The 22619-nt window shown below is 60.5% G+C and carries 24 protein-coding genes; 15 read left to right on the plus strand and 9 right to left on the minus strand.

Features of this window, described 5'->3' with window-relative positions; translation table 11 throughout:
- Positions 1-88: 88 nt before the first annotated feature.
- Positions 89-1195 carry a DUF4172 domain-containing protein gene (locus tag AC1VVM_RS19130; protein ID WP_482957110.1) on the plus strand — a complete coding sequence of 369 codons (1107 nt, stop codon included), beginning with the start codon at positions 89-91 and terminating at the stop codon, positions 1193-1195.
- A gap of 277 nt (positions 1196-1472) precedes the next feature.
- Here AC1VVM_RS19130 and AC1VVM_RS19135 read toward each other — a convergent pair whose 3' ends face one another.
- Together AC1VVM_RS19135 and AC1VVM_RS19140 are read right to left on the minus strand one after the other, a co-directional pair.
- Positions 1473-2627, minus strand: a complete 1155-nt coding sequence (locus AC1VVM_RS19135) for an extracellular catalytic domain type 1 short-chain-length polyhydroxyalkanoate depolymerase (RefSeq protein WP_482905373.1) — start codon at positions 2625-2627, stop codon at positions 1473-1475.
- Positions 2628-3067: 440 nt separating this feature from the next.
- Complete coding sequence (locus tag AC1VVM_RS19140) at positions 3068-3757, minus strand: Crp/Fnr family transcriptional regulator (protein ID WP_482905374.1); 690 nt, start codon at positions 3755-3757, stop codon at positions 3068-3070.
- A 271-nt stretch (positions 3758-4028) separates the two neighbouring features.
- Between AC1VVM_RS19140 and katE the strand changes: the two genes are divergently transcribed.
- The 8 genes from katE (at position 4029) to AC1VVM_RS19180 (ending at position 12677) form a co-directional block, all read left to right on the plus strand.
- Positions 4029-6251, plus strand: a complete 2223-nt coding sequence (gene katE / locus AC1VVM_RS19145) for a catalase (protein ID WP_482957111.1) — start codon at positions 4029-4031, stop codon at positions 6249-6251.
- 70 nt (positions 6252-6321) lie between these two features.
- On the plus strand, positions 6322-7476 hold the full coding sequence (locus tag AC1VVM_RS19150) for a glycosyltransferase (RefSeq protein ID WP_482906755.1): 1155 nt from the start codon (positions 6322-6324) through the stop codon (positions 7474-7476).
- Positions 7469-8422, plus strand: coding sequence for a glycosyltransferase family A protein (locus AC1VVM_RS19155; protein ID WP_482905376.1), 954 nt, complete (start codon positions 7469-7471; stop codon positions 8420-8422). Before AC1VVM_RS19150 ends, AC1VVM_RS19155 begins: the two co-directional genes overlap by 8 nt.
- Complete coding sequence (locus tag AC1VVM_RS19160; protein WP_482905377.1) at positions 8419-9459, plus strand: glycosyltransferase; 1041 nt, start codon at positions 8419-8421, stop codon at positions 9457-9459. Before AC1VVM_RS19155 ends, AC1VVM_RS19160 begins: the two co-directional genes overlap by 4 nt.
- The gene (locus AC1VVM_RS19165; protein WP_482957112.1) at positions 9459-10586 is read left to right on the plus strand and encodes an acyl-CoA dehydrogenase family protein; all 1128 of its coding nucleotides are present in this window, start codon (positions 9459-9461) and stop codon (positions 10584-10586) included. The genes AC1VVM_RS19160 and AC1VVM_RS19165 overlap by 1 nt, the downstream gene beginning before the upstream one ends.
- The gene (locus tag AC1VVM_RS19170; RefSeq protein WP_482905379.1) at positions 10580-11248 is read left to right on the plus strand and encodes a PIG-L deacetylase family protein; all 669 of its coding nucleotides are present in this window, start codon (positions 10580-10582) and stop codon (positions 11246-11248) included. Before AC1VVM_RS19165 ends, AC1VVM_RS19170 begins: the two co-directional genes overlap by 7 nt.
- Positions 11245-11832 (plus strand): SAM-dependent methyltransferase, encoded by a 588-nt coding sequence (locus AC1VVM_RS19175; RefSeq protein WP_482905380.1) that lies wholly within the window; start codon positions 11245-11247, stop codon positions 11830-11832. The genes AC1VVM_RS19170 and AC1VVM_RS19175 overlap by 4 nt, the downstream gene beginning before the upstream one ends.
- Entirely contained in the window at positions 11829-12677 is an 849-nt protein-coding gene (locus AC1VVM_RS19180) for a glycosyltransferase family 2 protein (RefSeq protein WP_482957113.1), read from the plus strand. The genes AC1VVM_RS19175 and AC1VVM_RS19180 overlap by 4 nt, the downstream gene beginning before the upstream one ends.
- A gap of 38 nt (positions 12678-12715) precedes the next feature.
- On the opposite strand, the gene AC1VVM_RS19185 is transcribed toward AC1VVM_RS19180, so the two are convergent.
- The 6 genes from AC1VVM_RS19185 to AC1VVM_RS19210 form a co-directional block, all read right to left on the minus strand.
- Positions 12716-13168 (minus strand): PA2169 family four-helix-bundle protein, encoded by a 453-nt coding sequence (locus AC1VVM_RS19185; protein ID WP_482905382.1) that lies wholly within the window; start codon positions 13166-13168, stop codon positions 12716-12718.
- Positions 13169-13290: 122 nt separating this feature from the next.
- Positions 13291-13740, minus strand: a complete 450-nt coding sequence (locus AC1VVM_RS19190) for a hypothetical protein (RefSeq protein ID WP_482957114.1) — start codon at positions 13738-13740, stop codon at positions 13291-13293.
- A 43-nt stretch (positions 13741-13783) separates the two neighbouring features.
- Complete coding sequence (locus tag AC1VVM_RS19195; RefSeq protein ID WP_482905384.1) at positions 13784-14158, minus strand: response regulator; 375 nt, start codon at positions 14156-14158, stop codon at positions 13784-13786.
- A 78-nt stretch (positions 14159-14236) separates the two neighbouring features.
- On the minus strand, positions 14237-15379 hold the full coding sequence (locus tag AC1VVM_RS19200; RefSeq protein ID WP_482957115.1) for a PAS domain-containing sensor histidine kinase: 1143 nt from the start codon (positions 15377-15379) through the stop codon (positions 14237-14239).
- Complete coding sequence (locus tag AC1VVM_RS19205; protein ID WP_482957116.1) at positions 15372-15680, minus strand: alpha/beta fold hydrolase; 309 nt, start codon at positions 15678-15680, stop codon at positions 15372-15374. Before AC1VVM_RS19205 ends, AC1VVM_RS19200 begins: the two co-directional genes overlap by 8 nt.
- Positions 15681-15682: 2 nt before the next feature.
- The gene (locus AC1VVM_RS19210) at positions 15683-16222 is read right to left on the minus strand and encodes an alpha/beta fold hydrolase (RefSeq protein ID WP_482957117.1); all 540 of its coding nucleotides are present in this window, start codon (positions 16220-16222) and stop codon (positions 15683-15685) included.
- A 320-nt stretch (positions 16223-16542) separates the two neighbouring features.
- Between AC1VVM_RS19210 and AC1VVM_RS19215 the strand changes: the two genes are divergently transcribed.
- Complete coding sequence (locus tag AC1VVM_RS19215; RefSeq protein WP_482957118.1) at positions 16543-17265, plus strand: hypothetical protein; 723 nt, start codon at positions 16543-16545, stop codon at positions 17263-17265.
- Positions 17266-17806: 541 nt separating this feature from the next.
- Positions 17807-18385, plus strand: a complete 579-nt coding sequence (locus AC1VVM_RS19220) for a GNAT family N-acetyltransferase (RefSeq protein WP_482905386.1) — start codon at positions 17807-17809, stop codon at positions 18383-18385.
- A gap of 245 nt (positions 18386-18630) precedes the next feature.
- On the opposite strand, the gene AC1VVM_RS19225 is transcribed toward AC1VVM_RS19220, so the two are convergent.
- Entirely contained in the window at positions 18631-18825 is a 195-nt protein-coding gene (locus tag AC1VVM_RS19225) for a cold shock domain-containing protein (protein ID WP_482905387.1), read from the minus strand.
- 247 nt (positions 18826-19072) lie between these two features.
- Between AC1VVM_RS19225 and tnpA the strand changes: the two genes are divergently transcribed.
- The 4 genes from tnpA (at position 19073) to AC1VVM_RS19245 (ending at position 21760) form a co-directional block, all read left to right on the plus strand.
- Complete coding sequence (gene tnpA / locus AC1VVM_RS19230) at positions 19073-19447, plus strand: IS66-like element accessory protein TnpA (protein WP_132392949.1); 375 nt, start codon at positions 19073-19075, stop codon at positions 19445-19447.
- Positions 19444-19791: an IS66 family insertion sequence element accessory protein TnpB gene (gene tnpB / locus AC1VVM_RS19235; RefSeq protein WP_482956898.1), complete on the plus strand. Its 348-nt coding sequence runs from the start codon at positions 19444-19446 to the stop codon at positions 19789-19791. The genes tnpA and tnpB overlap by 4 nt, the downstream gene beginning before the upstream one ends.
- Positions 19792-19853: 62 nt before the next feature.
- Positions 19854-21464, plus strand: coding sequence for an IS66 family transposase (tnpC, locus tag AC1VVM_RS19240; RefSeq protein ID WP_482955963.1), 1611 nt, complete (start codon positions 19854-19856; stop codon positions 21462-21464).
- Positions 21464-21760 carry a hypothetical protein gene (locus AC1VVM_RS19245; protein WP_482955962.1) on the plus strand — a complete coding sequence of 99 codons (297 nt, stop codon included), beginning with the start codon at positions 21464-21466 and terminating at the stop codon, positions 21758-21760. Before tnpC ends, AC1VVM_RS19245 begins: the two co-directional genes overlap by 1 nt.
- Positions 21761-22619: the final 859 nt, after the last annotated feature.

The following is a 22619-nucleotide window of genomic DNA, read 5'->3' on the forward strand; positions in this document are numbered from 1 at the left end:
GTGAGTGATGGCTGGATGAGGCAAAAATCACAGGCTTTTACCTCAAAAAATGATATTCAGTGAGTTATAAAAAGGCTATTTATGGCTCATGAAGTGGAATTGGCAGCAGCCAGACTGGCCTGAATTTCGTTGGGATAGCGCCTCTTTGGCGACGTCTGAAGCCAGATTCCTGCAGCAGTCCGGGATACTCATCGGTTCGGTCAAACACCTTGCCGACGATGACCGCGCCGCCGTCACCATCGATATCATGACCGGCGAAGCGCTCAAGACGTCCGAGATCGAAGGCGAGTTGCTCAACCGCGACAGCGTGCAATGCTCGCTTCGCCGCCAGTTCGGTCTTGAAGTCGGAGACCGTCGCATCCCGCCGGCCGAGCGCGGCATCGCTGAAATGATGATCGCCCTCTATCGCGACTTTGCCGAACCGCTCGCGGATGAGACCCTGTTCGCCTGGCACCGCATGGTGGTCAGTGGGCGACACGACATCGAGGCTGTCGGCAATTACCGCGAACACGCAGACGCTATGCAGGTCGTCTCAGGTTTCAGCCACAAGCCGAAGGTGCATTTCGAGGCCCCGCCCTCGCAGGACGTGCCACTGGAAATGCAGAGTTTCCTTGCGTGGTTCGCCGCCACGTCTCCCGAGGGGACAAGACCGTTGCCGGGGTTGACCCGGGCCGGGATCGCTCACTTCTATTTCGTGTCGATCCATCCCTTCGAGGATGGCAACGGGCGCGTGGCTCGTGCGCTAGCCGAGAAAGTGCTGTCACAGGCAATCGGCCAGCCCAGCCTGATAGCCCTTTCACATGTCATCCAGCGCAAGAGGGCCGCCTATTACGATGCGCTGGAAGCGGCTAACAAGAAAAACGAAATCACCGCCTGGTTGACCTATTTTGCCGAAACCGTGCTGGACGCCCAGACGCACAGTCTTGCCCTGATCGACTTTCTCATCACCAAGACGCAATTTTACGACCGCTTCCGGGACCGGCTGAACGAGCGGCAAGCGCGCACCATTGCTCGGATGTTCCGCGAAGGGTTGGACGGCTTCATCGGGGGGCTGAGCGCGGCCAATTACATCACCATCACCGGTACCTCTCGTGCAACTGCAACCCGCGATTTGCACGAGTTGGTCGATATGGGCGCACTGAGGCAGACCGGCACGCTGAAATCCACCCGCTACTATCTCGACTTGGGCCAGTAGCGGGCCACGACCCATTGTGGCCGTCCAGCCGCCAATTTTCACTCTCCAGGTGCAGACCAGCCGCTTTTCCAATCTGGACGCCCAGGATGGCCGTTTGCGGAATGTCGGGTCATCTTTGGGAACGGACAGATAGCTGCCCGTCCGCTGAACGACTTACCTTACAGCGATCAGGCAAAAGCTGCTGGTCGGCTGCTGACCGCCAAAGGCAGCCAGGCCCTCATCCGCCAGCGCGAGTCCATCGGCGGGTTAACGGGGCCGCTATCGAAATGGAGGGACCTCATTTCATAAGGCCGGCCGCTCGCAGAGCGTTTTCTATAACCTTGCAGGCATTGGCGCCCCTGGCAGGTTCCCTCATTCGGTACTGAGGCGTGAACCACGATCCATCGCTTTGGCCGCCCTGCGATGCGGCCGACATCGGCACGGCATCAGGTACCGGCTCTACCGCCAGTTCCGGTACCGCGGCCATTTCATGCTGTGTCAAAAGACCCCAAAACTTGCAGATTCGCTGCGTCGAGGAAATTCCGACATCGATCATGAAGGCTCCGGCTCGCCCGCATCCCTCCGGGTTCGAGGTGTCCAGCGGGGTGCCATGATCCATTCCCTTAATTGCGTAAGCCTCGATCACATCGCGGCCCTCAGCGTTACGCCAAACCTGCCGTGAGGAGCGGCCTATCGCCTCTGTCATGCTTGGTGTTTCAGACACTCCGTGAAGTTCGCGCCAAGGCGCAAGAATAGCCTGCGCGTTTGCGGGATGAACAGTGTTATCTGCACTCCCGTGCCATACCGAAAGCGTCGGCCAAGGGCTTGCATGTAACGACGCTCCGCGTAGGCGGGAGACAAGCTTGCTCGTATCCGGGATACCTTGGCCGCTCATCAATTGAAGTGCCTGGGGCACGTTGCTGACGCAGCCGTAAGGCAGACCCGCGATGACGGCAGCTCCGGCAAACACTTCCGGATAAGTTGCAAGCATAACAGCGGTCATGGCCCCGCCCGCAGACAGGCCGGTAATGAAAACACGGGCCGGATCGATGGAATGTTCGGTCATGACGGCTGCCACCATTTGCCGGATTGAGAGCGCTTCGCCTGAATTGCGACGAATATCGGCGGGTAAAAACCAGTTGAAGCAAAGGTTGGAATTGTTCTCGCGTCTTTGCTCTGGAAAGAGGAGCGCAAAGCCGTGTTGATCGGCCATTTCCGACCAGCCCGCACCTGTATCGTAACCTCCCGCATTCTGGGTACAGCCATGCAGAACAACGACGAGCGCCGCGCCAGCCTTGAAATTTTTCGGAATGTAGACATGCGCCGCCAAAGCGCCAGGATTGCTCCCGAAGTCAGTAAGTCGCGTCAGCCGGCTGTTTGCCCTGAAATGCTCGACATCAAGCTTGCGATGGAGGCTAGCGAGCTGTGAAATAGTGTCTGAAAGACTGCGCATTGCATATTCCTTGATCGAGGAAGTCAGCGCAGGAGCGCGCCACGCGGTTATGCTGCACTGCACAATAATTGGGGTATTCGATCTGGCTTACAAGTCATCCTGCGGAGAATTTTTGGGGCGACAGGTCTTGGGAAAAAGGCTCGCTCGCAATACGTGCGCATAAAGAATCTGATCGACGCGCAGATCTGCAAAAATCCGTTGCGCGCTTGCAAAGGGCAGCTGATCCGAGGACGAAAAGGACCGCGTGGTCACGCGAACCGTCGACGGGCTGCTTTTGCGATACTCAAGGCGTGGGGGGCATTCCCGACTGCGATTTGCTGACGTCGCCGATTTCCAAATGAAGGCGCAAACAAGCCGATTGGAAATCAAGACCGACCCGGTTTCAGCGCGCCTATGGACACAGCCAGCCTGAAGGAAACCCCCTGTCGCTGAAACTTGCGTTAGGGGGCTTCTTCGTGCGCAGCCATGTAGAGGTAACCTGGATCAAACTGACCGCGCGCCGCCAGTTTCGCCGGGTCAACTATCTCCACCTGCGAGGATCTGAAAACACAAAGGCGCTCCTCGCGCAGTTGGCGAAGCACCCGGTTAACATGGACATTGGTCAATCCGCATATCTCTGAGAGGTCCGTCTGCGTAAGCGCGAGCACAAAGCGATGTCCATCGCTGAGCCCTGCGGAAGTGAGACGCATGTTGGTCTCGCACAGGAAATGCGCGACCCGGCCAACCGCGTCCAGCCGGCCGAGCCGGAACAGCCACGCCCGGTGTATCGCCGCATCGATCAACGTCGCGAACCATAGTTTTCGGCCCAGGGCCGGACGCTCGGCAATCATCGCGTCGAGTTCACTGTGGGGCACGATCGCCACCCTGGCAGGCGTCATCGTGCCGACATCATGGTCGAGCGTCAGCAAGGGGTAGGCGTGAAGGTCCACGAAGTCGCCGGGAACGTGGATGGCTACCAATTGCCGCAAACCGTTGCGATCGTCGATGTAGCGGGACATGATGCCTTCGGTCAGCAGCATGCTCTGGCGCAGCCGGGTGCCGGCGCCAATGACTATTCGCCGTGCATCCAGCGAGCGCACCTCGACAACCCCGGCCTCCAGCCTCTCGCGTTCGTCGGAGGACAGGCTCATGCCCCTTTTTTCTCTGAGGAAACGGTCGGTATACAGAAGGGGCCTCCTTTTGCGGATCGCAAACACGCAAGCGCCTTCAAGTGTAATCCCGCAGTTCCGCGTACGTTGCAGCCTCGGCATCGTGGAAACGTACTGACGCAAGTTAATTCTGCTCTCGGCCCGGCAACCCGCCGCAGTGTTCGCCTGTTCCGATGATACTGTGACCCAAGGCATGCGACCGTCGTTTTGACGTCTTATCCGCCTTGCATCCCATATACAAAAGGATAGCCAAATGGCTAAGACGCAAGAAGATGCGCCGACTGCAGCGAAGGCGAATGCCGTCCCGAACGATTCTGCCTTGGCCGATATCCCGGGAGAAACGGCCGGGAAGGCGCCTGCGATACCGGCGGACGCCGCCATATCCGGCACGTTTTCCGAATTACAGGCGCCGGGTGGGGAGACCCATCAGACGGCTGGCGGAGATGTAGCCACGCTCACCACGCAACAGGGCATTCCCGTCGCAGATGACCAGAACAGTCTGAGACAAGGTGCACGCGGCCCCGCATTGCTGGAGGACACGCATTTTCGCGAGAAGATGTTTCATTTCGATCACGAGCGGATACCTGAACGTGTGGTCCATGCGCGTGGATACGGCGCCCACGGCTTCTTCGAACTCACCGACAGCCTTAGCGACGTCAGCCGTGCCGACGTTTTCCAGCGTGTCGGCGAGCGCACGCCGGCCTTTGTGCGGTTCTCGACGGTCGCTGGTTCGAAGGGCTCGCCCGATCTTGCCCGCGACGTGCGCGGCTTTGCGGTCAAGCTCTATACCCAGGAAGGCAACTGGGATCTTGTCGGTAACAATATCCCGGTGTTCTTCATTCAGGATGCGATTAAGTTCCCCGACCTGATCCATGCCGCCAAGCCTGAGCCGGACCGCGACTTTCCGCAGGCCCAGACTGCGCACGACAATTTCTGGGACTTCGTCAGCCTGACGCCGGAGAGCTTCCACATGATCATGTGGACAATGTCCGACCGAGCCATTCCGCGTTCTCTTCGCATGATGGAAGGATTTGGTGTCCATACCTTCCGGCTCGTCGATGCCAAGGGCATGTCCACTTTCGTCAAGTTCCACTGGAAGCCAAAGCATGGTCTCCAGTCGGTCGTCTGGAACGAGGCGGTGAAGATCAACGGAGCCGATCCCGATTTCCATCGCCGCGACTTGTGGGACGCGATCAATTCCGGCGATTTCCCTGAATGGGAACTCGGGGTGCAACTCTTCGATGATGCTTTCGCCGACAGTTTCGATTTCGACGTGCTCGATGCGACCAAGCTCATTCCCGAGGAGCTCGTGCCCATCCGCGTGGTCGGCCGGCTGGTGCTCGACCGCGTGGTCGACAACTTCTTCGCCGAAACCGAGCAAGTCGCCTTCTGCACCCAGAACGTGCCCCCCGGCATCGACTTCTCGAACGATCCGCTGCTTCAGGGGCGCAATTTCTCGTACCTCGATACCCAGCTCAAGCGGCTGGGCAGCCCCAACTTTACGCATATTCCGATCAACGCACCCAAATGCCCGATGGCTCATTTTCAGCAAGATGGACACATGGCGATGCACAATCCCAAGGGCCGCGCCAATTACGAACCAAATAGCTGGGGACCGACCCAAGGCGGGCCGCGCGAGGATCCGGTTCGCGGTTTCACCAGCGTCGCCGAGGAAGCCGATGGCCCCAAGCAGCGCGTGCGATCCGAGAGTTTCGCCGATCACTACAGCCAGGCCCGGCAGTTCTTTGTCAGCCAGACGCTGATCGAACAAAAACACATTGGCGATGCGCTCGTATTCGAACTGTCAAAGGTTGAACGCCCGGACATTCGCTCGCGGACCATTTCCCACTTGCTCAATATCGATAGCGGCCTTGCTGCAACTGTGGCCGACGGGCTGGGCCTCGCACTGCCCGGTGCGGCGGTCGCGGCCCAGGCGCCAATCGAGGATCTGCCGCCCTCCGACAAGCTCAGCATCGTCAAGAACGGGCCTGACAGTTTCAAAGGCCGCAAACTAGGCATCCTGCTCAGCGACGGGGCCGATGCGGAGATTCTCGCCGCGCTGCTCGCCGCAGTGGAGGCCGAAGGCGCGGTCTATGAAGTGGTCGCCCCCAAGATCGCCGGGGTCACCCTGTCTGACGGGACGAGCGTTGCAGCCAAGCACAAGATCGACGGCGGACCTTCGGTCCTCTTCGATGCAGTGGCAATCTTGGTTTCCGAAGCGGGCGCAGCGCTGCTCTCGCTCGATGCCGCTGCCAAGGATTTTGTGACTGACGCCTTCGCTCACTGCAAGTTCATCGGGATGAATGACGAGGCAGAGGAGATCTTCGAACGGGCGGGCATCCTCGACGACCTCGACGAAGCATGCCTGCCGCTGGAGAGTGCAGCGGATGCCGAGCCATTCCTGACCGCTTGCCGCGCGCTCCGCCACTGGCCGCGCGAACTGGAGGTCGATCTCGATGCACGGCCCGCAGCCTGATCTGACGGTGGCTACTGCCTATCCCGGAGGCGGCATATCGCCGTCTCCGGGCGGTCCGCGAGAGCCGCGTTTGCGGATCGGCATTATTGCCCATTTGCGCCACCCCATAGCGGAGCCTTTCGCCGGCGGGCTGGAGATGCATACCCACCTCCTGGCACGCGCCTTGCGCAAGCGCGGCCACGCGGTGACGGTATTCGCCTCGACCCATTCCGACCGCCGCCTGGGACTGGAAGCGATTTGCACCGAGACCGCGCTTGCCGCGGTCGGCACGACGGAAGCGGGCGACGTGGCGTTCTTCACGGAGCATCATGCCTACCTCAGCCTGATGAACGGCCTTCGGCACCGTGACTTTGACCTGATCCACAACAACTCGCTCCATTACCTTCCGGTGACGTTGGCGGACACGCTGCCGATGCCCGTGGTCACCACGCTGCACACTCCGCCGTTCTGCTGGTTGGAGAGCGGCGTACGGCTATGTTCGGCACGAAACCATGCCTTCGTCGCCGTCTCGCAGGCGGTCGCCGCGTTCTGGGCACATGTCGCCAAAGTGGACGAGGTAATCCTGAACGGGATCGATCTTGAGAACTTCGCATTCCGCCCGATTTCCGATGAGGCGGGGTATCTCGTCTGGTACGGGCGGATCGTACCGGAAAAGGGCCTGCATTTCGCCATCGATGCAGCGCGGCTGATCGGCCTGCCGCTGCGCATTGCCGGGCCGATCCTTGACCCCGATTATTTCAGCACCCGCATCGCTCCCCGGCTCGGGCCGGACACGGTGTATATCGGTCATCTTGCCCACGCCGATCTGGCGCGTCTCGTCGGCGGTGCGAGAGCCTTCCTGTGCACACCGATGTGGGACGAGCCCTACGGACTTGTCGTAGCAGAAGCGCTGGCGTGCGGTGTCCCAGTGGCGGCTTTCGCCCGCGGAGCCATCCCCGAAATCATCGACGCGAACAGCGGTATCCTGGCCCGGCCCGATGACGTTGCCTCGCTCGCCGCAGCGGGGCTTGCGGCATTGTCGTTGAAGCGCAGCCACTGCCGTGCCCGCGCCGAATGGCTATGTGATTCGCAGCAAATGGTGGGCAACTACGAGACCCTGTACCGCAATCGCATCGCTGCACACCCCAACGGGAAAGCGCGTTCGGCAGTTACGGACCCCGCCATTCAGAGCTGCGTTGGCGCTTCCAGTTTGATGCGCTCCTGTGCCGGAGGGCCTCATGGTTGACATGGTATCCAAGGCCCGGCGCGGCGGCATGGAATTTTGCGTGTGTGTCCCGGCCCGCAATGAAGCGCGCAGATTGACGACATTGCTCAACGCTCTTGCTGCCCAGACGTGGGAAGGACTGATTCCGGTCTCGATCGTCATCAACAATTCCAGTGACGATAGTCTTGATGTTGTGAGGCGGGAACAGGCGCGGCACGAGGGCCGACTGTCGCTGCACGTCGAGCAAGTGACGTTTCCGGAAGCGATGGCTCATGCGGGATCGGCTCGCAGGATGGCGATGGACAAGGGAAGTGCATTACGCGCTCTTGATCGGCACTTTGTTCTGGTCAGCACGGATGCCGATACGAGACCCCCTCCCGAATGGCTGGAACGTATATCGCGGGCTATGCTTTGCGGAGCGGACATAGTCGGTGGCGACCTTGCGATTGACCCCTTCGAGCCTCTGCCGCCGCAGGTCGCGAAAATTCGGGATGCCTGGGAGAATTATTGGCAAATTGTGCGCAGGATAGAGGATGCAATCGACCCGCTGCCGTGGGATCCGCCTCCTCGCCACGGAGATCATACGGGTGCCTCGTTGGCGATCCGCGCGCAGCTATACGCAAAATGCGGCGGGGTGCCGCTGTTGCCGACAGGAGAAGACCTTGCGCTTGTCGCTGCGGCCGTCGCTGCCGGCGGAAAACTGGTTCATCCGCAGGACGTCTTCACTTACGTATCTCCGCGCCGCGATGGCAGAGCGCATGGAGGCATGAGTTGTCACATGGACGCGCTCTTCCAGGACGCTGTTCGTCAAGGCCAGCCCCGAGCCCCGGCATTCGAGCACTGGCGACTGCGTGCGCTCTGGCGCCGAAAGCTACGCAGCGAACCGGATGGCAACGCCCGGATCGCCCTGCTCGAGCCTTCGCTTGATCCCATGCCCGACGACATGGTGCTCGAGGTCGCGACATGAGGCGGCGTCCGATCGGCTATTACGTCCATCACCAAGGCGCCGGGCATCTCGCGCGCGCGGTGGCCATTCAGACTGCGAGCGACTGGCCGATTGTCTTGCTTGGGACGGGCGTCGGCGAGGCGGGCGTAGAGCTCGCCGATGACTGCCTGGTCCCGGGCAGGTGGGATGGGCAGGACAATGCCGAATGTCGCCCACATGCACTGCATTATGCTCCGATCGATCATCGCGGTGTGCGCGCCCGCGTTGCCCGCTTCACCCAGTGGATCGCATCCGCTGAACCAGCCTTGATGGTCGTGGACGTTTCGGCAGAGATGGCGATGATCTCGCGCGCGGCATCGGTGCCCACGCTCTACGTCCGTCTTAACGGCAAGCGAAACGACGCGGCCCATCTCGAAGCATTTCGCGCAGCGCGTGCGCTGCTGGCCCCCTTTCATGCCGATCTCGAGGAACCTTCGACTGCGCAATGGGTGCGGCAAAAGACCTGCTACTTTCCCGGTATCGTCTGCCCGCCCGCAAGCGACGTACCTGTAGATTGCAGCGTCCTGATCGCATTCGGGCGCGGCGGGACGCCCGGCGAGGGAGACCGCATCGCTGCCGCAGCCCGCGCATGCCCGCAATGGCAATGGCGCGTGATCGGTCCCGCCCAGGTACCCCTCAATCCGCCTGACAATCTGACTTTCGCCGGTTGGAGCCATACGCCCGAGCGCGAGATTGCGCGCGCTGCGATTGTTGTCGGTGCAGCCGGCGACGGCGTGGTCGGCGCGGTGATGGCAGCCGGGAGGCCTTTCATATGCATTCCCGCTAGCCGGCCTTTTGACGAACAGGATGCCATAGCCGCCGGCCTCGCGGCAGCGAGAGCCGCGATCGTCCTTCCGGCATGGCCAGCGGCCGAGCGCTGGCCCGAGCTGATCGAACAGGCACTCCGGCTACCTCTCGCAGCCCTCGGCGCGCTCCACGATGCCAGCGGTGCGCAAAAGGCAGCGGTCTGGCTCGCCGAGCAGGCGAGCCAGACCCGCTTTTTGGAGCACTCGGCGTAATGCTTTCCACCCTTGCCACATCCGATCGACCGGGGCCGGCGACGCGCGCTGCGGCGATAGCGACGCGCATTGCCGAGCTTGGCGCGCGCTACGATGCTGCGCCGGTGTTTCCGATAGACAGCATCGGCTGTCTTGTTTCCGCAGGGCTGCACCGCGATTTCGCGGCGCCCGCCAGCGGAGGCACGCCCTTCACCGATACGTCTGCCCGGTACCGGGCGCTGCTGGACGTTCTGCGCATCGTCGGCCGTGCCGACCTCAGCCTCGGTCGGCTCTATGAAGGCCATGTTAACGCCCTCGCCTTGTTCGAATGGTACGGCACCCCAGCACAGGCTGCCCGGCTCGAACGCGAGTTGGAGCAAGGCGCGTTATACGGGATATGGGCGACGGAACCACCGCCGGGCGTCGTCATCGAGCACGATGGTGAAGGCAAGCAGGTGCTTAGCGGCAGCAAGTCGTTCGCCAGCGGAGCGGGCGGACTTGCTTTTGCCCTTGTCACGGCGCAGCCCCCTGAGGGCTCGCGGCGGCTGATAATTGTGCGTGCCAACGATGCGCGCCGCGCCGATTGCACTGGGTGGCGCGTTCGCGGCATGCGAGCGACAAATAGCGGGCTCTACGATCTGACGGGACTGGCTGTAGAGGAGATCGACCTGCTGGGCCTTCCCGGCGACTACGATCGAGATCCGCGTTTTACTGCCGGGGCATGGCGATTCACCGCCGTTCAGCTAGGGGGGATCGAGGCGCTCGTCTCCGAGACACGGCTCGCGATACCCGATTCCGCGCGTAGCGATCCTCTCCAGAGGAAGAAGTTTGCAGACTGCGTCGCGGCTGCCCGCACCGCCTATCTCTGGGTCCGCGAATGCGCGATGCGCGCGGCGCGGGATGACGAGGACGGACCCGCCTTCGCCCGCATGACACGCGGCGTGGTCGAGCGCGCCGCGCTTGACGTCATGGAGCTTTCCGCGCGGATCGTTGGCACCCGCAGCGCGATGGACGGGGAGCGCATCGACAAGATCTGCCGCGACCTCGCGCTCTACCTGCGTCAGGCCGGAGCTGACCACGCGCGCGATCAGGCGGCTCTTACATGGCTCGACCGTGACGCCTGGGGCGATGGAGATAGGCTGTGGTAGATCTGTCGCTCGCCCGGCGGCCATACCAGGCTTTGCGCTGGCTGGTGCTGGCCCCCCATCCCGACGACGAGACGCTGGGGGCAGGCGCGCTCATCGCACAAGCCGCGCTCGGCGGCCATTTCGCGGCGCTTGTCTACCTGACCGATGGATCGGGGTCGCACGTAGAGCGCGCCGGCCTTTCATCGCGGCGAAAACGGGAGGCGGGTTTAGCCCTGTTCCGGCTGACCGGGAGCCGCAGCTTCCCGCCCATCCATCTCGGCTGGACCGACGCCGCCCCGACCGCCCCCGAAAGCATAGCATTCGCCCGGACTGTCTCGGCACTTGCCGCCCTCTGTCGCCGTCTCCGAGTAGACGCCATCGCCGTGACCGCGCGGCACGAACCCCACTGCGACCATGCCGCCGCGGCCGGGGTCGCCTATGCGGTGCGCGCGAGTGCGAAATGCCGGCTCCTTGTGGCGGAGTACCGCGTCTGGGCAAGTTCCCCTCCTGCGCGGGACTACCGGACACTCAACACTCAGGCGATGCCGATCGGGAAACGGCGACAGGCCCTGCGCGCGCATCGCAGCCAACTCACGCCCTTACATGGCCCCGGCTTCCGGTTGCCTGCCCAACGCCAGCGCATGCCCGCATCCGACACCCTGTTTCTGCGGAGATCCCGATGATCCGACCGTCCACCAGCCTCCCCCCCGATTACTTCGAGGAGATGTTCAGGCAGACCGATGATCCATGGGACCTGGAAACGAGCGAGTACGAGCGCGGCAAACACGCCCATACCATTCGCGCCCTAAACAACCGGGTCTACGAGAGCGGTTTCGAACTCGGGTGTGCGAAGGGCGCATTGACGCGGGCGCTGGCGCCATATTGCCGCAAGCTGCTGGCAGTAGATGTCAGCGTGACGGCACTGCAGGCCGCACGGGCAGGATGTGCGGCGCTGTCCAACGTATCTTTTGCCGAAATGTCCTTCCCCCGGTCAGCACCTGCCTCTTCATTCGATCTCGTAGTCCTGTCCGAAGTCGCCTATTACTGGGCCGATCCAGACCTGCACGAGGCCGCCAGGTGGCTGGCCTCTCATGTAGTGCCGGACGGAAACGTGCTTCTGGTCCACTGGACGGGAGAAACCGATTACCCCCAGAGCGGTGACGAGGTGGTCCTGAAGCTCCTGGCGATGCTTGAGGCGCGGGTCGACGTGATCGAAGCCCAGCGCATGCCGTTCTATCGCCTCGACCTCTGGCGGATCCTGGCGTGACTCTTAGCGTCCTGACCCTCGTGAAGAACCGTCCCGCTCATCTGGCACAACTGATCGAGGGCCTGCGCCGCAGCACGGTTATACCCGGCGAGCTCATCGTCGTCGACATGGGCAGCCGGCCTTCGGTCGCGGTCGGAGAAGCGCCCTGCCCGGTCCATATCCTCCACCTTTTCCAAGATGAGCTTCCATTGGCGGCCGCGCGCAACATGGCGGCGGATGCAGCTGGAGGAGACGCGCTGCTTTTTCTCGATGTCGACTGCATTCCCATGCGCGGGCTGGTCGCTGCGATGGCGGACGTGATCGCGGACCATGATGCACTCGTCTGTACACAAGTGCGCTATCTCGGTCCGGATGACGCGCGCGGACAATGGGAGGAAGCTGACCTCCTGTCCCGCTCTCCGGGTCATCCGGCCCGGAGTTTCCCTGCCAGCGGACTGCGTCCGGTGCAGGATGCAGGACTGTTCTGGTCGCTGGTCTTCGGCATACGGCGCGGCACGTTCCTCGACCTCGGGGGTTTTGACGAGGCCTTTACCGGCTACGGCGCTGAAGATACCGACTTTGGCTTGCGCGCACGGAATGCGGATCTCCCGTTATTGTTCATGGGGGGACCGGGCGCGTTCCATCAGTTCCACGACATGTTCGAGCCGCCTCTCCAGCATTTTGACGACATCGTTCGCAACGCACGCGTATTTCGGGAGAAGTGGGGCTGGTGGCCCATGGCGGGCTGGCTTGCCGCCTGCGAGCGCGCCGGACTTGTCGCATGGACGGACGATAGCCTCGAGGTACTACGACAGCCAAGCAATTCCGACATCGCGCGGGCCCGCGTGCTCCTCGCAATCCCCTGAAGGCGGTGCCGGCGGGTTTTGGCCCACCGGCACAAGCGTTAGCGTTGCATCGAATGCTTGATGGTTCGCATTTCGTCATGGCCTGCCTTTACGGAGGCGTAGCAGGTCTCGATCAACTGGAGTACTTCGGGTGATAGGTCCAGGTCTTCGAGAGCATCCTCGAACTTGGCCTTGATATGGTCTTCGCCCGCTTCGACTTCGTTGACGATTGCCTTGTCATCATGGCCGGTCATTGAAGCCTTGAGGTTGAGGAACATTCGATGGGCGCCGGCCAAAACCGTGCCGTCGTCTTCCGCATTGCCGCCGAGGCGAACCACTTCCTGCTGAAGCCGTGAGGCAACTTCGCGGCGTTCGGAGGCCCGGCTGGTGAAGAGCGCGCCAAATTGCCCGCTGTCGCTGTCCTTCGCGGCTTCACTATAGCCATCCACGCTGTCAATGGTGGTGGCGATAAGAGAGTTGAGTATTGAAATATCGTGAGAGACTTCGGTCATTGTCATACCTGTCGAAAAGGTCGGAACGACGATCGTCCGGACACTAACCAAACGCAGCCTGGAACAGAAAGACACGGAAGCCGGAACGAAATTAACCTGGATCAGCACGATTTGCACGCGGGTTAATCTGTGCTCCCGAATCCGACCGGAATGCGCAAGGCATCTGCGGCATCGTCAATCTCTCGTTGCTGGGTGAGGCTATCGAGCATGCAGTTGAAGAATTCCAATGCCTCGTAGGACGTCGTCAGGGGCAGTTTCACTTTGGCCCCCTCAAGGGCAACCGCAACCGCGTCCTCCGAAGCGGCGCGAAGCTCTTCCAGAAACGCCTCGCGACTGGTCGCCTTGCCCAGAGCTTCGATCATCAGTGCTTCCATCATTTCGACGAGCGCGCCGCCGTGCGCAGTACTCGCGGCACTGCTAAGGAATTCCGGAACCTCGGTAAGCGTCTGTGACCCACCGGATGCCGGGCTGGCTTCGTGCAGCACAAGGGGCTTTCCGGCTCCCCGGTCCGTTACAAGATACCATCGGTCCCCATTCGAGTTCACCGCGAAGGGTGTTCCGTAATTGGCCATGATAATTCCTTCCATTGCGCGGGGCGTCCGCGCCACTACGCCACTAGTTTTGCAGGACCTGCGAGACGGATTGCATCAGCTTCTGATGAGTCCATGGCTTGCGGATGAATTGGCCGTCGGCGGGCCGCAAATCCGAACCAAGGTGATGGTGGCCCGAGGTGAGGAGAATGCGCACCGGAGGCCAAAGCCGCTGCACCTGGCGCGCAAGTTCCAGTCCGTCGAGCGTTCCGGGCATGTCGATATCGGTGAACAGCAGGCATATTGCTTCGTGTCGATCGAGGATGATCAACGCCTCCTCGGCATTTCCGGCCTCGAGAACCTCGAAACCCTCTGCGCTGAAAATGTCGACGGCCAGCATGCGTACAAGGGCATCGTCTTCGACCACCAGCACAGTAGACTTGGAATCGTAATTCGGCATCAAAGCTCTCCTTACCGGGGAGCTGCCCCGTTTATGTTCAATGCCGTCCGCGGATAGAAGTTCGCAGCGATGAATAATTTAGTCAGGCTCGCGCGCGAGAGGCATTGTAAAGGTGAAGCACGTCTCGGCATTGTCCGAACGCACGCAGAGCGTCCCACCGTGGGCACGGGCGATTTCGGATGCGATGTGCAGACCAAGTCCCAGGCCCTGGTTACCGCCGCGTCCTTGCCCTCGCTGAAAGGGCTGGAAAAGCCGTTCCATCGTGTCCGGCGCGATAGCCTCGCCGCCATTGGCGACAGAGATCGTCAGATTGCCCTGCCCCGTCCTCGCCTGCAGCCGGACCGGAAGTTCCTCACTCCCGTGCATCAGGGCGTTGCCGAGCAGGTTCGAGAGCAATTGCCCGATGCGTATGTGATCACAATCGACGGGCTCGTCGAGCGCATAGGTCGCCTCGACCCGCTGATCGGGCGCGATGGAACGCACCTCGTCGACGATCTGCCGCAGCGTAGGTTCCAGAGGCTCGTTTGCGTCGCGCGAAAGCGTAATGCCGCCGCCAAGCCGGCCGCGCGCGAAATCCATCACGTTGTCGATGAGGCCAAAAGCGCGCACGGCGCTGCCGTCCATCAGGTTCAGCACCATGCGTGCGCGCTCGCTCAGCGTTTCCCTCTCAAGAATGCGAATGCCGCTGACGATCGAGGCGACCGGGTTGCGCAGATCGTGGCCCAGGACTGCGATAAACTGCTCACGCAGTTCGGAATCAACGTGGGCGGCCTTCACTTCTTCCTGGGCGTCGTTGCGCTCGCGCAGCAAGTTGCGTTCATAGGCACGCCGTTCCGTCGCCAGGAAGACCGTAAAACGTATGAAGCTCACCCGGCCGACTTGATCGCGGCGCTCTATCGCATTGACCAGTGTGGGGAGGAGGCGGCCATCGGCGGCGACGATGTCCAATGCGACTTCATTGAAGCTGCCCTGCATGTGCAGCATCGGAGCGAAGTGGGTTTCGTAGAAAATCTTGCCGCCGATCGCGAGAAGATCGGAGAAACGCTTCCCTTTCAGATCCTCGGCCGGATATTTGATCCAGTTGGCAAACGTTCGGTTGGCCCGCGTGATGCGGCCGTTCCGATCGGTAGAGAGGTATCCGCATGGGGCCGTCTCGAACAGGTCTTCGAAATCAAGCGCTTCCCCACCGCCGGGGGGCAGAGGGGCTGGCCCCTCAGACAAAGGCCCGGATCGCCTCGAATGTCGCTACCGGAGCGCTCAGGTTTGGACAATGCCCGGTGGCATCGAGCACGACCAGTTCGCTTCCCGGTATCGCCTCATGCACGTACCGGCCGACGCTGAGGGGTGCGATGACGTCGTCGCGGCACTGTAGGATCAGCACGCGCGCACCGATCGCAACCAGATCGGCTCGATTGTCGGACAGGAATGTCGCGCGGGCGAACTGCTTGGCGATCTCGGGATCGGCGCGGCAGAAGCTTTCGGCCAATTCCTCGCCCAATTCCGGGCGATCCGCATTGCCCATGATCACAGGTCCCATGGTTCGCGACCAGCCAGGTGATTGCTGTCGAGAAAGTCGAGCAGGTCATCGATCTGCCCGCGGTTGAACCCGCCGATATAATCGCCGTCGTCAATGTAACACGGTGAAGGCCCAACCAGGACCAGCGTGGAGAACAAATCCGGTGCACGACGAGCGGCGAGCAGCCCGATCATGGCGCTGACCGAATGGCCGACAAAGATTCCGCCCCTTATTCCGGTCGCGCGGGCCAGCTCCACCACATCCTCGCAGTATCCGTCGAGGGATGCATATTTCACAGGGTCGTAGGCAAGCGGATCGGTCTGCCCCATTCCGACATAATCGAACAGCACCGTGCGAAAAGCGGGCTCGAACCGGGGCGCGACATAGCGCCACATGTTCTGGTCGCAGCCGAATCCATGCGCAAACATCATTGTCCGCCTGCCCGAACCGCTTACACGAGCATTGAGTTTGCGCACTATATCCATTGCACCATCGCGCGTCTGCCCGATACCAGCCTCCGCGAGCTTGAACGGGGAACGTGATGCCATAGCGAGAGATGTCCTGGGCCCGCAATGACGAGCCGCGTCAAATGCTCTTAGGACCGTTCACGTGAGCGTAGCAGAACGTGCCCTCATTTCCTAATTCGGTTTTGGATCAATCGCGACTTCCTCGCCCACGGTAGGGCTCGGCGACCTCGGATTTATATGGCACCGCAACGAAATAATATTCAAAATATCCATCATATATGAAATAATATTCCGACATTATTGAATTTTAAAGAAGGCGCCCTAATTAACATATATCGCCGTCCTTATTTCGAGCAAAACGCGACTGAGAGTTGATTGCTCCCGCTCAAGCGGTGAAGCCCATGTCCCACAGACCTTTCAGAAAATCGCGTTCCTTTTCCGCATTTTCTTCCGCTGCAAAGGAAGCCGAGCGAACACCCAACTCCCCCCCTCCAGCCGAGATGGCGCCGTCCAATTCGGGGGAAGGCGGAGCCAATGCGAAACCTCGCGAGGTTACGACCCTTGAACGGCGCGTCCTCTCCCACGAGCGCATACTCCAAGCATTGATCGGTCATCTCGCCGACGATGATCCGAATATTTTCGAGCAGCTCAATGCACGGTTCGGATCCGGGCACGATCTCGGCGAGTACGAACAGGATTACGTCTCAACAGCGCATTTTTCCGAGCATTTCCTTGGTGCAATCGAAGAACAGATCGCGGCGCGAAAAGCACCCACTGCCAGACACATTCCCGCCTCGATTGCGAGGAAGAGTGCGCCAATAGCAATTTCTTTCCTTGATCAAGATGGTGCGGATAGAGCTCAGCGCCAAGAATGGGAAAACGAAGGCGGAGCATTCACCATTCCCCTCGTACCTCGGAGATCCGCCTACTTTCAGATTTTTCGCGCTGAAATGGTAATGCTAACATCGACTCAATACGCAGGCGGAGATTGGCAGTGGCAGCTTCATGACCGTACCGGCGTACTAATGGCCGGCGGCTACGGATTTCTCACCAAGGCAGACTGCCTGAAAGCCGTTCGATTTGTGCAAGACCGAAGCCAGGCCGCCAAAATCCTCATCGATTAAAACTCGTGCAAGATGCGCCCGCCCTGCTTACAGGCTCGGCCTTGGCCAGGGAAACGCTCAATGCTAGTGGTATGAACGCAACGGATGAGTCCCGTGAATTGGTCCTCAAAGGCGCAGATTTCCGTCAATCCTTGGGGATCCATCCGATTGAATCGAACCAGTAGCTGCGCGCAACGCCTCTGACTGGAGCGGCAAGTCGCCTTTCACCCTGAAGCTGTGAGGCGCGGATCTTGGCGTCAGGCGCCGTGTAAAACTGATCTGTGACTCGCATCGCAGCGTTCCGCTCAAGCGCTAAACGTGCTCGATATCGGGTAGCACCGTAAACCGTCCGATTGTGCGATTGGGACCGCCTTGAAGCGCGCCGGGATTGCCGGAGGCCGGTCGGTTAAAATTCGGCTGCAATGGGGACGCGTGTGGACTTCGTGAAGCCTCCTCGCATAGTGGACCTGAAGACCCTTGAGCGACTGAGAACATGACGAACTCAAAGTTCACAATAGAGGCATTTTGCGGGACGGCGTCACCGCCCCTTCTAGGATCTGGCATGTTCGAAGTCATTACCGAGACGGATATTCCGAGCATCGTATCCTTGATGAACCGCGCCTATCGCGGTTCGCAGGCGAACTCCGGCTGGAACTCGGAGGCGGGCTATATCTCGGGTGATCGCATCACCGAGCAGCTGTTGCGCGTTGATCTTGCCGCCAAGCCTGGCGCATTTCTCAAATGGTTAAATCCGTCGAGCGGCAAGACCCTCGGATGTGTCTGGCTGGAGCCGATGACGAACGCTGTCTGGTACCTTGGTTCGCTCGCGACCGATCCTGAGCGTCAAAATTCAGGTTTGGGGCGGTCACTCCTCGCTGACGCAGAGAATATGGTTCGTATCCGCGGCGGACGTCGCGTTCGAATGACCGTCGTCAACGTCAGGGAAACGCTCATCGCATGGTATATTCGCCGAGGCTATCATTTGACAGGCGAGACCGAGCCCTTTCCCTATGGCGACAACCGGTTTGGGACGCCGCTGCGAGATGACCTTGCGTTTGTTGTTCTGGAGAAGCCTTTATCACAGGCAGATTCTGTCGATCTGGAGAGCTGCTACAATTCCACCACGCTAACTATGCCGTGACGAAGCTGATAATGCCGATCGACCTGGCTCAATATTACTTGTGATCATGCTTTTGTGAGCGGGGGACTATTTTCTTACGTGGGCACTGAAGCTCGCTTACCCACGGTCCATCCGCTACGGGCAATCCGCTACGGGCAATCCGTGCGATCGTCGGCGAGGCACTCGAGGTATGGACGCTTCGATCTGGGATGTGACGGTCGTTAACAAGAACAGGATCCGAAAAAGGGCGAGGAGGCCCTCGCCAGCTACTGAGAAATGCCGCGCAAATTGATCGCGGAGACTTTGCCATTCCTGGCGATCAGTATTTGATAGAAAACGTGCTGGTCGGTCGTGAGCGTCCACATTCCCGATGCGATCACAGCGGAGACGTGGACGAAACAGTCGGGCCCGCCCTCGAGCGGCGCGATGAAGCCGTAGCCTTTTTTGGTGTCGAAATTCAAAACTCTCCCTTGTGGCATTTGCCCAGCCTTTCCGCCTGCGGCAAAGATGTGCCGAAGTCCTAAAGGAGGACAAGTCCATCAGGTGACGATTGTTGCAAGCCTGACTTCACAAAGGTCATTCATTTGCAGATTCGGTGCGATTTTCAGCGTAACCGTCCGATTGGTACCGCCTGCCTGATGGCGCGATATTCTCTTAAGAGACGGTCATAGCGACGTCGCTAACGACGTCTCTTGATCGGGGATTGCGATGAGGGCGGAGATACTGGGTCAGGAACGTCGGCGCCGGTGGACGGATCAGCAGCGGCTTGAGATCATTGGTGCCGTTGGCGTGAATGGCGCTACACTGACAGAGGTGGCGCAGCGGCACGATGTAACCCGACAACAGATTTATACTTGGCGGTATGATTTGAAGAAGCGCGGGCTCTTGGGAGCCGCCCCCGAGCCTGTCTTTCTCCCCCTGGACTTGCCTGCCGTTCGAGCCCCTGAAGTTGCCTACAACCCTGGTCCAGGCGCGACGTCCATGGTTGAGCTGCGCCTGACGAAAGGCCGGACTTTGCGCTTTGGAAGCGACATCGAGGTCATCTCCCTGACACAGCTCATCCGCTGCGTGGAGGCGGCGTGATAGGGCCGGGAACTGGCGTACGGGTTTACTTGGCCTGCGGCGTCACTGATATGCGCAAAGGCATCTCTGGTCTTGGTCAGCTGGCCCAGACGGTGCTGCGACAGAAGCCAACCAGCGGCGCGGTGTTCGCGTTTCGAGGGCGACGCGGCGACAGGGTGAAGCTTCTGTACTGGGATGGGCAGGGATTTTGCCTGTACTACAAGGTCTTGCAGCGTGGCCGTTTTGCTTGGCCCTCTGCGGCGGACGGGACTGCGCGGTTGACCTCGGCCCAGCTCGCAATGCTGTGGGAAGGCATCGACTGGAGGCGCCCAAATTGGGGCGCGCCGCCTGCCCATGTGGGCTGATTTTTGTTTCTGAATTTCCTTGTTTTCATGGATATTCCTGCCCTTGGCTGGTAAGCAGGATCATGCTGAACGCGGCGCAAAATCTTCCCGAAGACCCAGCTTTGCTGAAGGCGATAATCGCCGACTTGCAGGCGGAAAACGCGAAGCTGGCGGCAACGGTCCGAGCACATGATCTGGTGGTTCAGGCCCTGCGTCTGCGCATTGCAAAACTGAAGAAACAGGCCTTCGGTAAATCCTCGGAAAAGATCGAACGCGAGATCGAGCAGCTGGAACTGGCCCTAGAGGACATTCTGGTCGCCGCGGCACAAACCGTCGCTTTGCCGAGTGATGTCGAAGACGATGAGGTCACTGCGCACGTAGACAGCGCACGGGCCATGGCCCGGCGCCCGCGTGTTGCGCCTGACACCCCGCGCGAGCGAAAAGAACTCGACCCGGGCAGCGCTTGTCCCGATTGCGGGGGCGAGTTACGCCTCGTCGGCGAGGACGTGAGCGAAATCATCGAAATGATTACCGCCAAGCTGAAGGTGATCGAGGTAGCGCGGCCGAAGAAGTCCTGCCGCTGCTGTGAGAAAATGGTGCAGGTGCCGGCTCCGAGCCGCCCGATCCCCGGCAGCATGGCCGGAAGCAGCCTGCTTGCCTACGTGCTCGTCTCAAAGTTCGACGATCACTTGCCGCTGTACCGGCAGAACGAAATCCTTACCCGTATGGGCGCTGACATTCCCCGCAGCACGCTGGCTGACTGGTGCGGCAAGGCGATGCGAACCCTGCAGCCCCTGATCGAGCGTATTGAGGCATCGGTCCTGGCCAGCACCGTCATCCACGCCGATGATACACCGATCCAGGTGCTGGATCACACAAGGCGGGCCAAGGGGCTCGGTAAGGGCGTGAAGCAAGGCAGGATCTGGGGTTATGTCTGCGATCAGCGCCCGTGGAACGGGCCGGCACCGCCGGGTGTGGTCTATCGCTTTGCCCCCAACTGGAAGGCGGAGCACGTGCAAAACCACCTTTGCAATGCGAGCGGCATTCTCCAGGCCGACGCCTACAAGGGATATGCGAAGCTATATGAGCCCGGCGCAGACGGCGAACCGCGCTTCCGGGAAGCTGCCTGCTTCGCCCATTGGCGACGTGACTTCCACGACATCTGGAAAGCGAACAAATCCCCAATAGCGCGAGAAGCCCTCGATCGCATCGGCCAGTTGTACGACATCGAACGCGAAATCGCCGGGAAACCTGCCGATGTTCGGCGTGCCGTCCGCCAGGAGCATAGCAAACCCAAACTCGAGGCGTTGCGCGCCTGGGCCGAGCAGCAACTCACCCGAATCCCCGTCAAGGGCGACCTGGCCAGCGCCATTCGGTATGGCTTGGGGCGCTGGCAAGCCTTCTCATTGTTCACCGAGGATGGGCGTGTCGCCATTGATAACAATGCCGCTGAGCGAGCCGTGAGACCTATTGGTCTGGGAAGACGCAACTGGCTCTTCGCCGGCTCCGAAGCAGGCGCTGAAACCCTGGCACGTGCTATGACGCTTATCGAAAGCGCCAAGATGAACGGTCTGGATCCGCAGGCTTATCTCGCCGACGTGCTCGGCCGTATCCACGATCACAAGATCAACCAGCTCGCCGAATTGCTTCCCTGGAATTGGGCGCCCCTGACGCCGCTTACGAAAGCTGTCTGATGGCTGTCGTGTCCCATGTCTTCACGCTCGATTACGTCGCCAGCATCCTGGGGGAACACCCTGACCTAATCGACGCCATCGTAAGCAACGATGACAATCTCACATTCGGATCAATCATCACCATCTCTTCCGGCCCGGATGACTACCGCACCGCGATCGCGGCAGACGCCATCGACGAGTTGCGCGCTCTCATTGCCGATAACCGACACTCACCGGAAGAGTGGGAGCTCTTCCTCGAGCACGTCATCTGCGATCCGGAAACCCTCGAAATCGTCAAGGCCCATTCGTCGCGGTAACAACCGGACGGTTACTTTTCAGCTCTTCAGAAATCGGCTTCACGGCGATCCTCTTGATCCGCCGTTTGAATCACCTGAACGCTCTGAAATACCCAATCCAGTTCGGCCATGCTGATCGAATAGTTGGGAGAACAACGGCCCTAGATATAGGCCAAGTGCAGTAGCTCGAAACAACGCTCGGTACACTCTCCATCGCGCGGCCAGACCAGAATCAGATCGAGCGCGGCGTTGTGGGCCCTGCCGCGCAGAAATTTGAGGTCGTGCCAGAGCGAGCAATAGAGCGTCTTGACAGTCAGAACGGCCTTATACTGTTGACCGGCCGCCTGGTACAGCTGGAATACGGCATTGTTCTTTCCCCGCAATGTCCCGAAATTCGAAATATCGAGGAAGGTCTCGGCGCTCGAAACCTACTGCTGGAAAAGCTGCTGGGTTTACTGGCGTAGTTCGTCGCTGAGCCTCTTGAGCACCCGAAAGTCGAGCTGGGCCTCCGCAGTCTTGAGGTTATTGGCCGCGCCCCGGCTCTTCGCGGATCGAGACGATGCAAAGCTGACCCTTGCAGCTGAGCCAACGCCGGTCAGATATCCGATTGTAGGCATTTCTTGATCTCATTGGCATTGCTAGTCCCGGACCATTTCCGGGCAGTGGGGAAACCGAAGGCAAAGTCACAGCTGTTTCGGCGGACCGTCAGGCCGTAGCTTCAACGAACGACAGGCGCTGGCAGCTTGTTTGCGGCGTCAGCGGCCGTGAGGAGCCCGCCTTGGCAGGCGAGGAAAGAAGGCGCTCACGATGGTTGCGGCGGGAACCGCGACTTTCCCAGGTCAATGCCTCACTACGGAATGGATTGGGCCCGATCCGGGAA

It is taken from the genome of Novosphingobium sp. BL-S-33 (assembly GCF_056857025.1).

Excerpts from the sequence above, each read along its gene's own strand:
- AC1VVM_RS19185 (WP_482905382.1), bottom strand. The coding sequence starts at position 13,168 with ATGACCGAAGTCTCTCACGATATTTCAATACTCAACTCTCTTATCGCC.
- AC1VVM_RS19135 (WP_482905373.1), bottom strand. The coding sequence starts at position 2,627 with ATGCGCAGTCTTTCAGACACTATTTCACAGCTCGCTAGCCTCCATCGC.
- AC1VVM_RS19140 (WP_482905374.1), bottom strand. The coding sequence starts at position 3,757 with ATGAGCCTGTCCTCCGACGAACGCGAGAGGCTGGAGGCCGGGGTTGTC.
- AC1VVM_RS19190 (WP_482957114.1), bottom strand. The coding sequence starts at position 13,740 with ATGGCCAATTACGGAACACCCTTCGCGGTGAACTCGAATGGGGACCGA.
- tnpC (WP_482955963.1), top strand. The coding sequence starts at position 19,854 with ATGCTGAACGCGGCGCAAAATCTTCCCGAAGACCCAGCTTTGCTGAAG.
- AC1VVM_RS19160 (WP_482905377.1), top strand. The coding sequence starts at position 8,419 with ATGAGGCGGCGTCCGATCGGCTATTACGTCCATCACCAAGGCGCCGGG.
- AC1VVM_RS19210 (WP_482957117.1), bottom strand. The coding sequence starts at position 16,222 with ATGGCATCACGTTCCCCGTTCAAGCTCGCGGAGGCTGGTATCGGGCAG.
- AC1VVM_RS19130 (WP_482957110.1), top strand. The coding sequence starts at position 89 with ATGAAGTGGAATTGGCAGCAGCCAGACTGGCCTGAATTTCGTTGGGAT.
- AC1VVM_RS19220 (WP_482905386.1), top strand. The coding sequence starts at position 17,807 with ATGTTCGAAGTCATTACCGAGACGGATATTCCGAGCATCGTATCCTTG.
- katE (WP_482957111.1), top strand. The coding sequence starts at position 4,029 with ATGGCTAAGACGCAAGAAGATGCGCCGACTGCAGCGAAGGCGAATGCC.
- AC1VVM_RS19195 (WP_482905384.1), bottom strand. The coding sequence starts at position 14,158 with ATGCCGAATTACGATTCCAAGTCTACTGTGCTGGTGGTCGAAGACGAT.
- AC1VVM_RS19165 (WP_482957112.1), top strand. The coding sequence starts at position 9,459 with ATGCTTTCCACCCTTGCCACATCCGATCGACCGGGGCCGGCGACGCGC.
- AC1VVM_RS19215 (WP_482957118.1), top strand. The coding sequence starts at position 16,543 with ATGTCCCACAGACCTTTCAGAAAATCGCGTTCCTTTTCCGCATTTTCT.
- AC1VVM_RS19205 (WP_482957116.1), bottom strand. The coding sequence starts at position 15,680 with ATGGGCAATGCGGATCGCCCGGAATTGGGCGAGGAATTGGCCGAAAGC.
- AC1VVM_RS19175 (WP_482905380.1), top strand. The coding sequence starts at position 11,245 with ATGATCCGACCGTCCACCAGCCTCCCCCCCGATTACTTCGAGGAGATG.
- AC1VVM_RS19245 (WP_482955962.1), top strand. The coding sequence starts at position 21,464 with ATGGCTGTCGTGTCCCATGTCTTCACGCTCGATTACGTCGCCAGCATC.
- tnpA (WP_132392949.1), top strand. The coding sequence starts at position 19,073 with ATGAGGGCGGAGATACTGGGTCAGGAACGTCGGCGCCGGTGGACGGAT.
- AC1VVM_RS19155 (WP_482905376.1), top strand. The coding sequence starts at position 7,469 with ATGGTTGACATGGTATCCAAGGCCCGGCGCGGCGGCATGGAATTTTGC.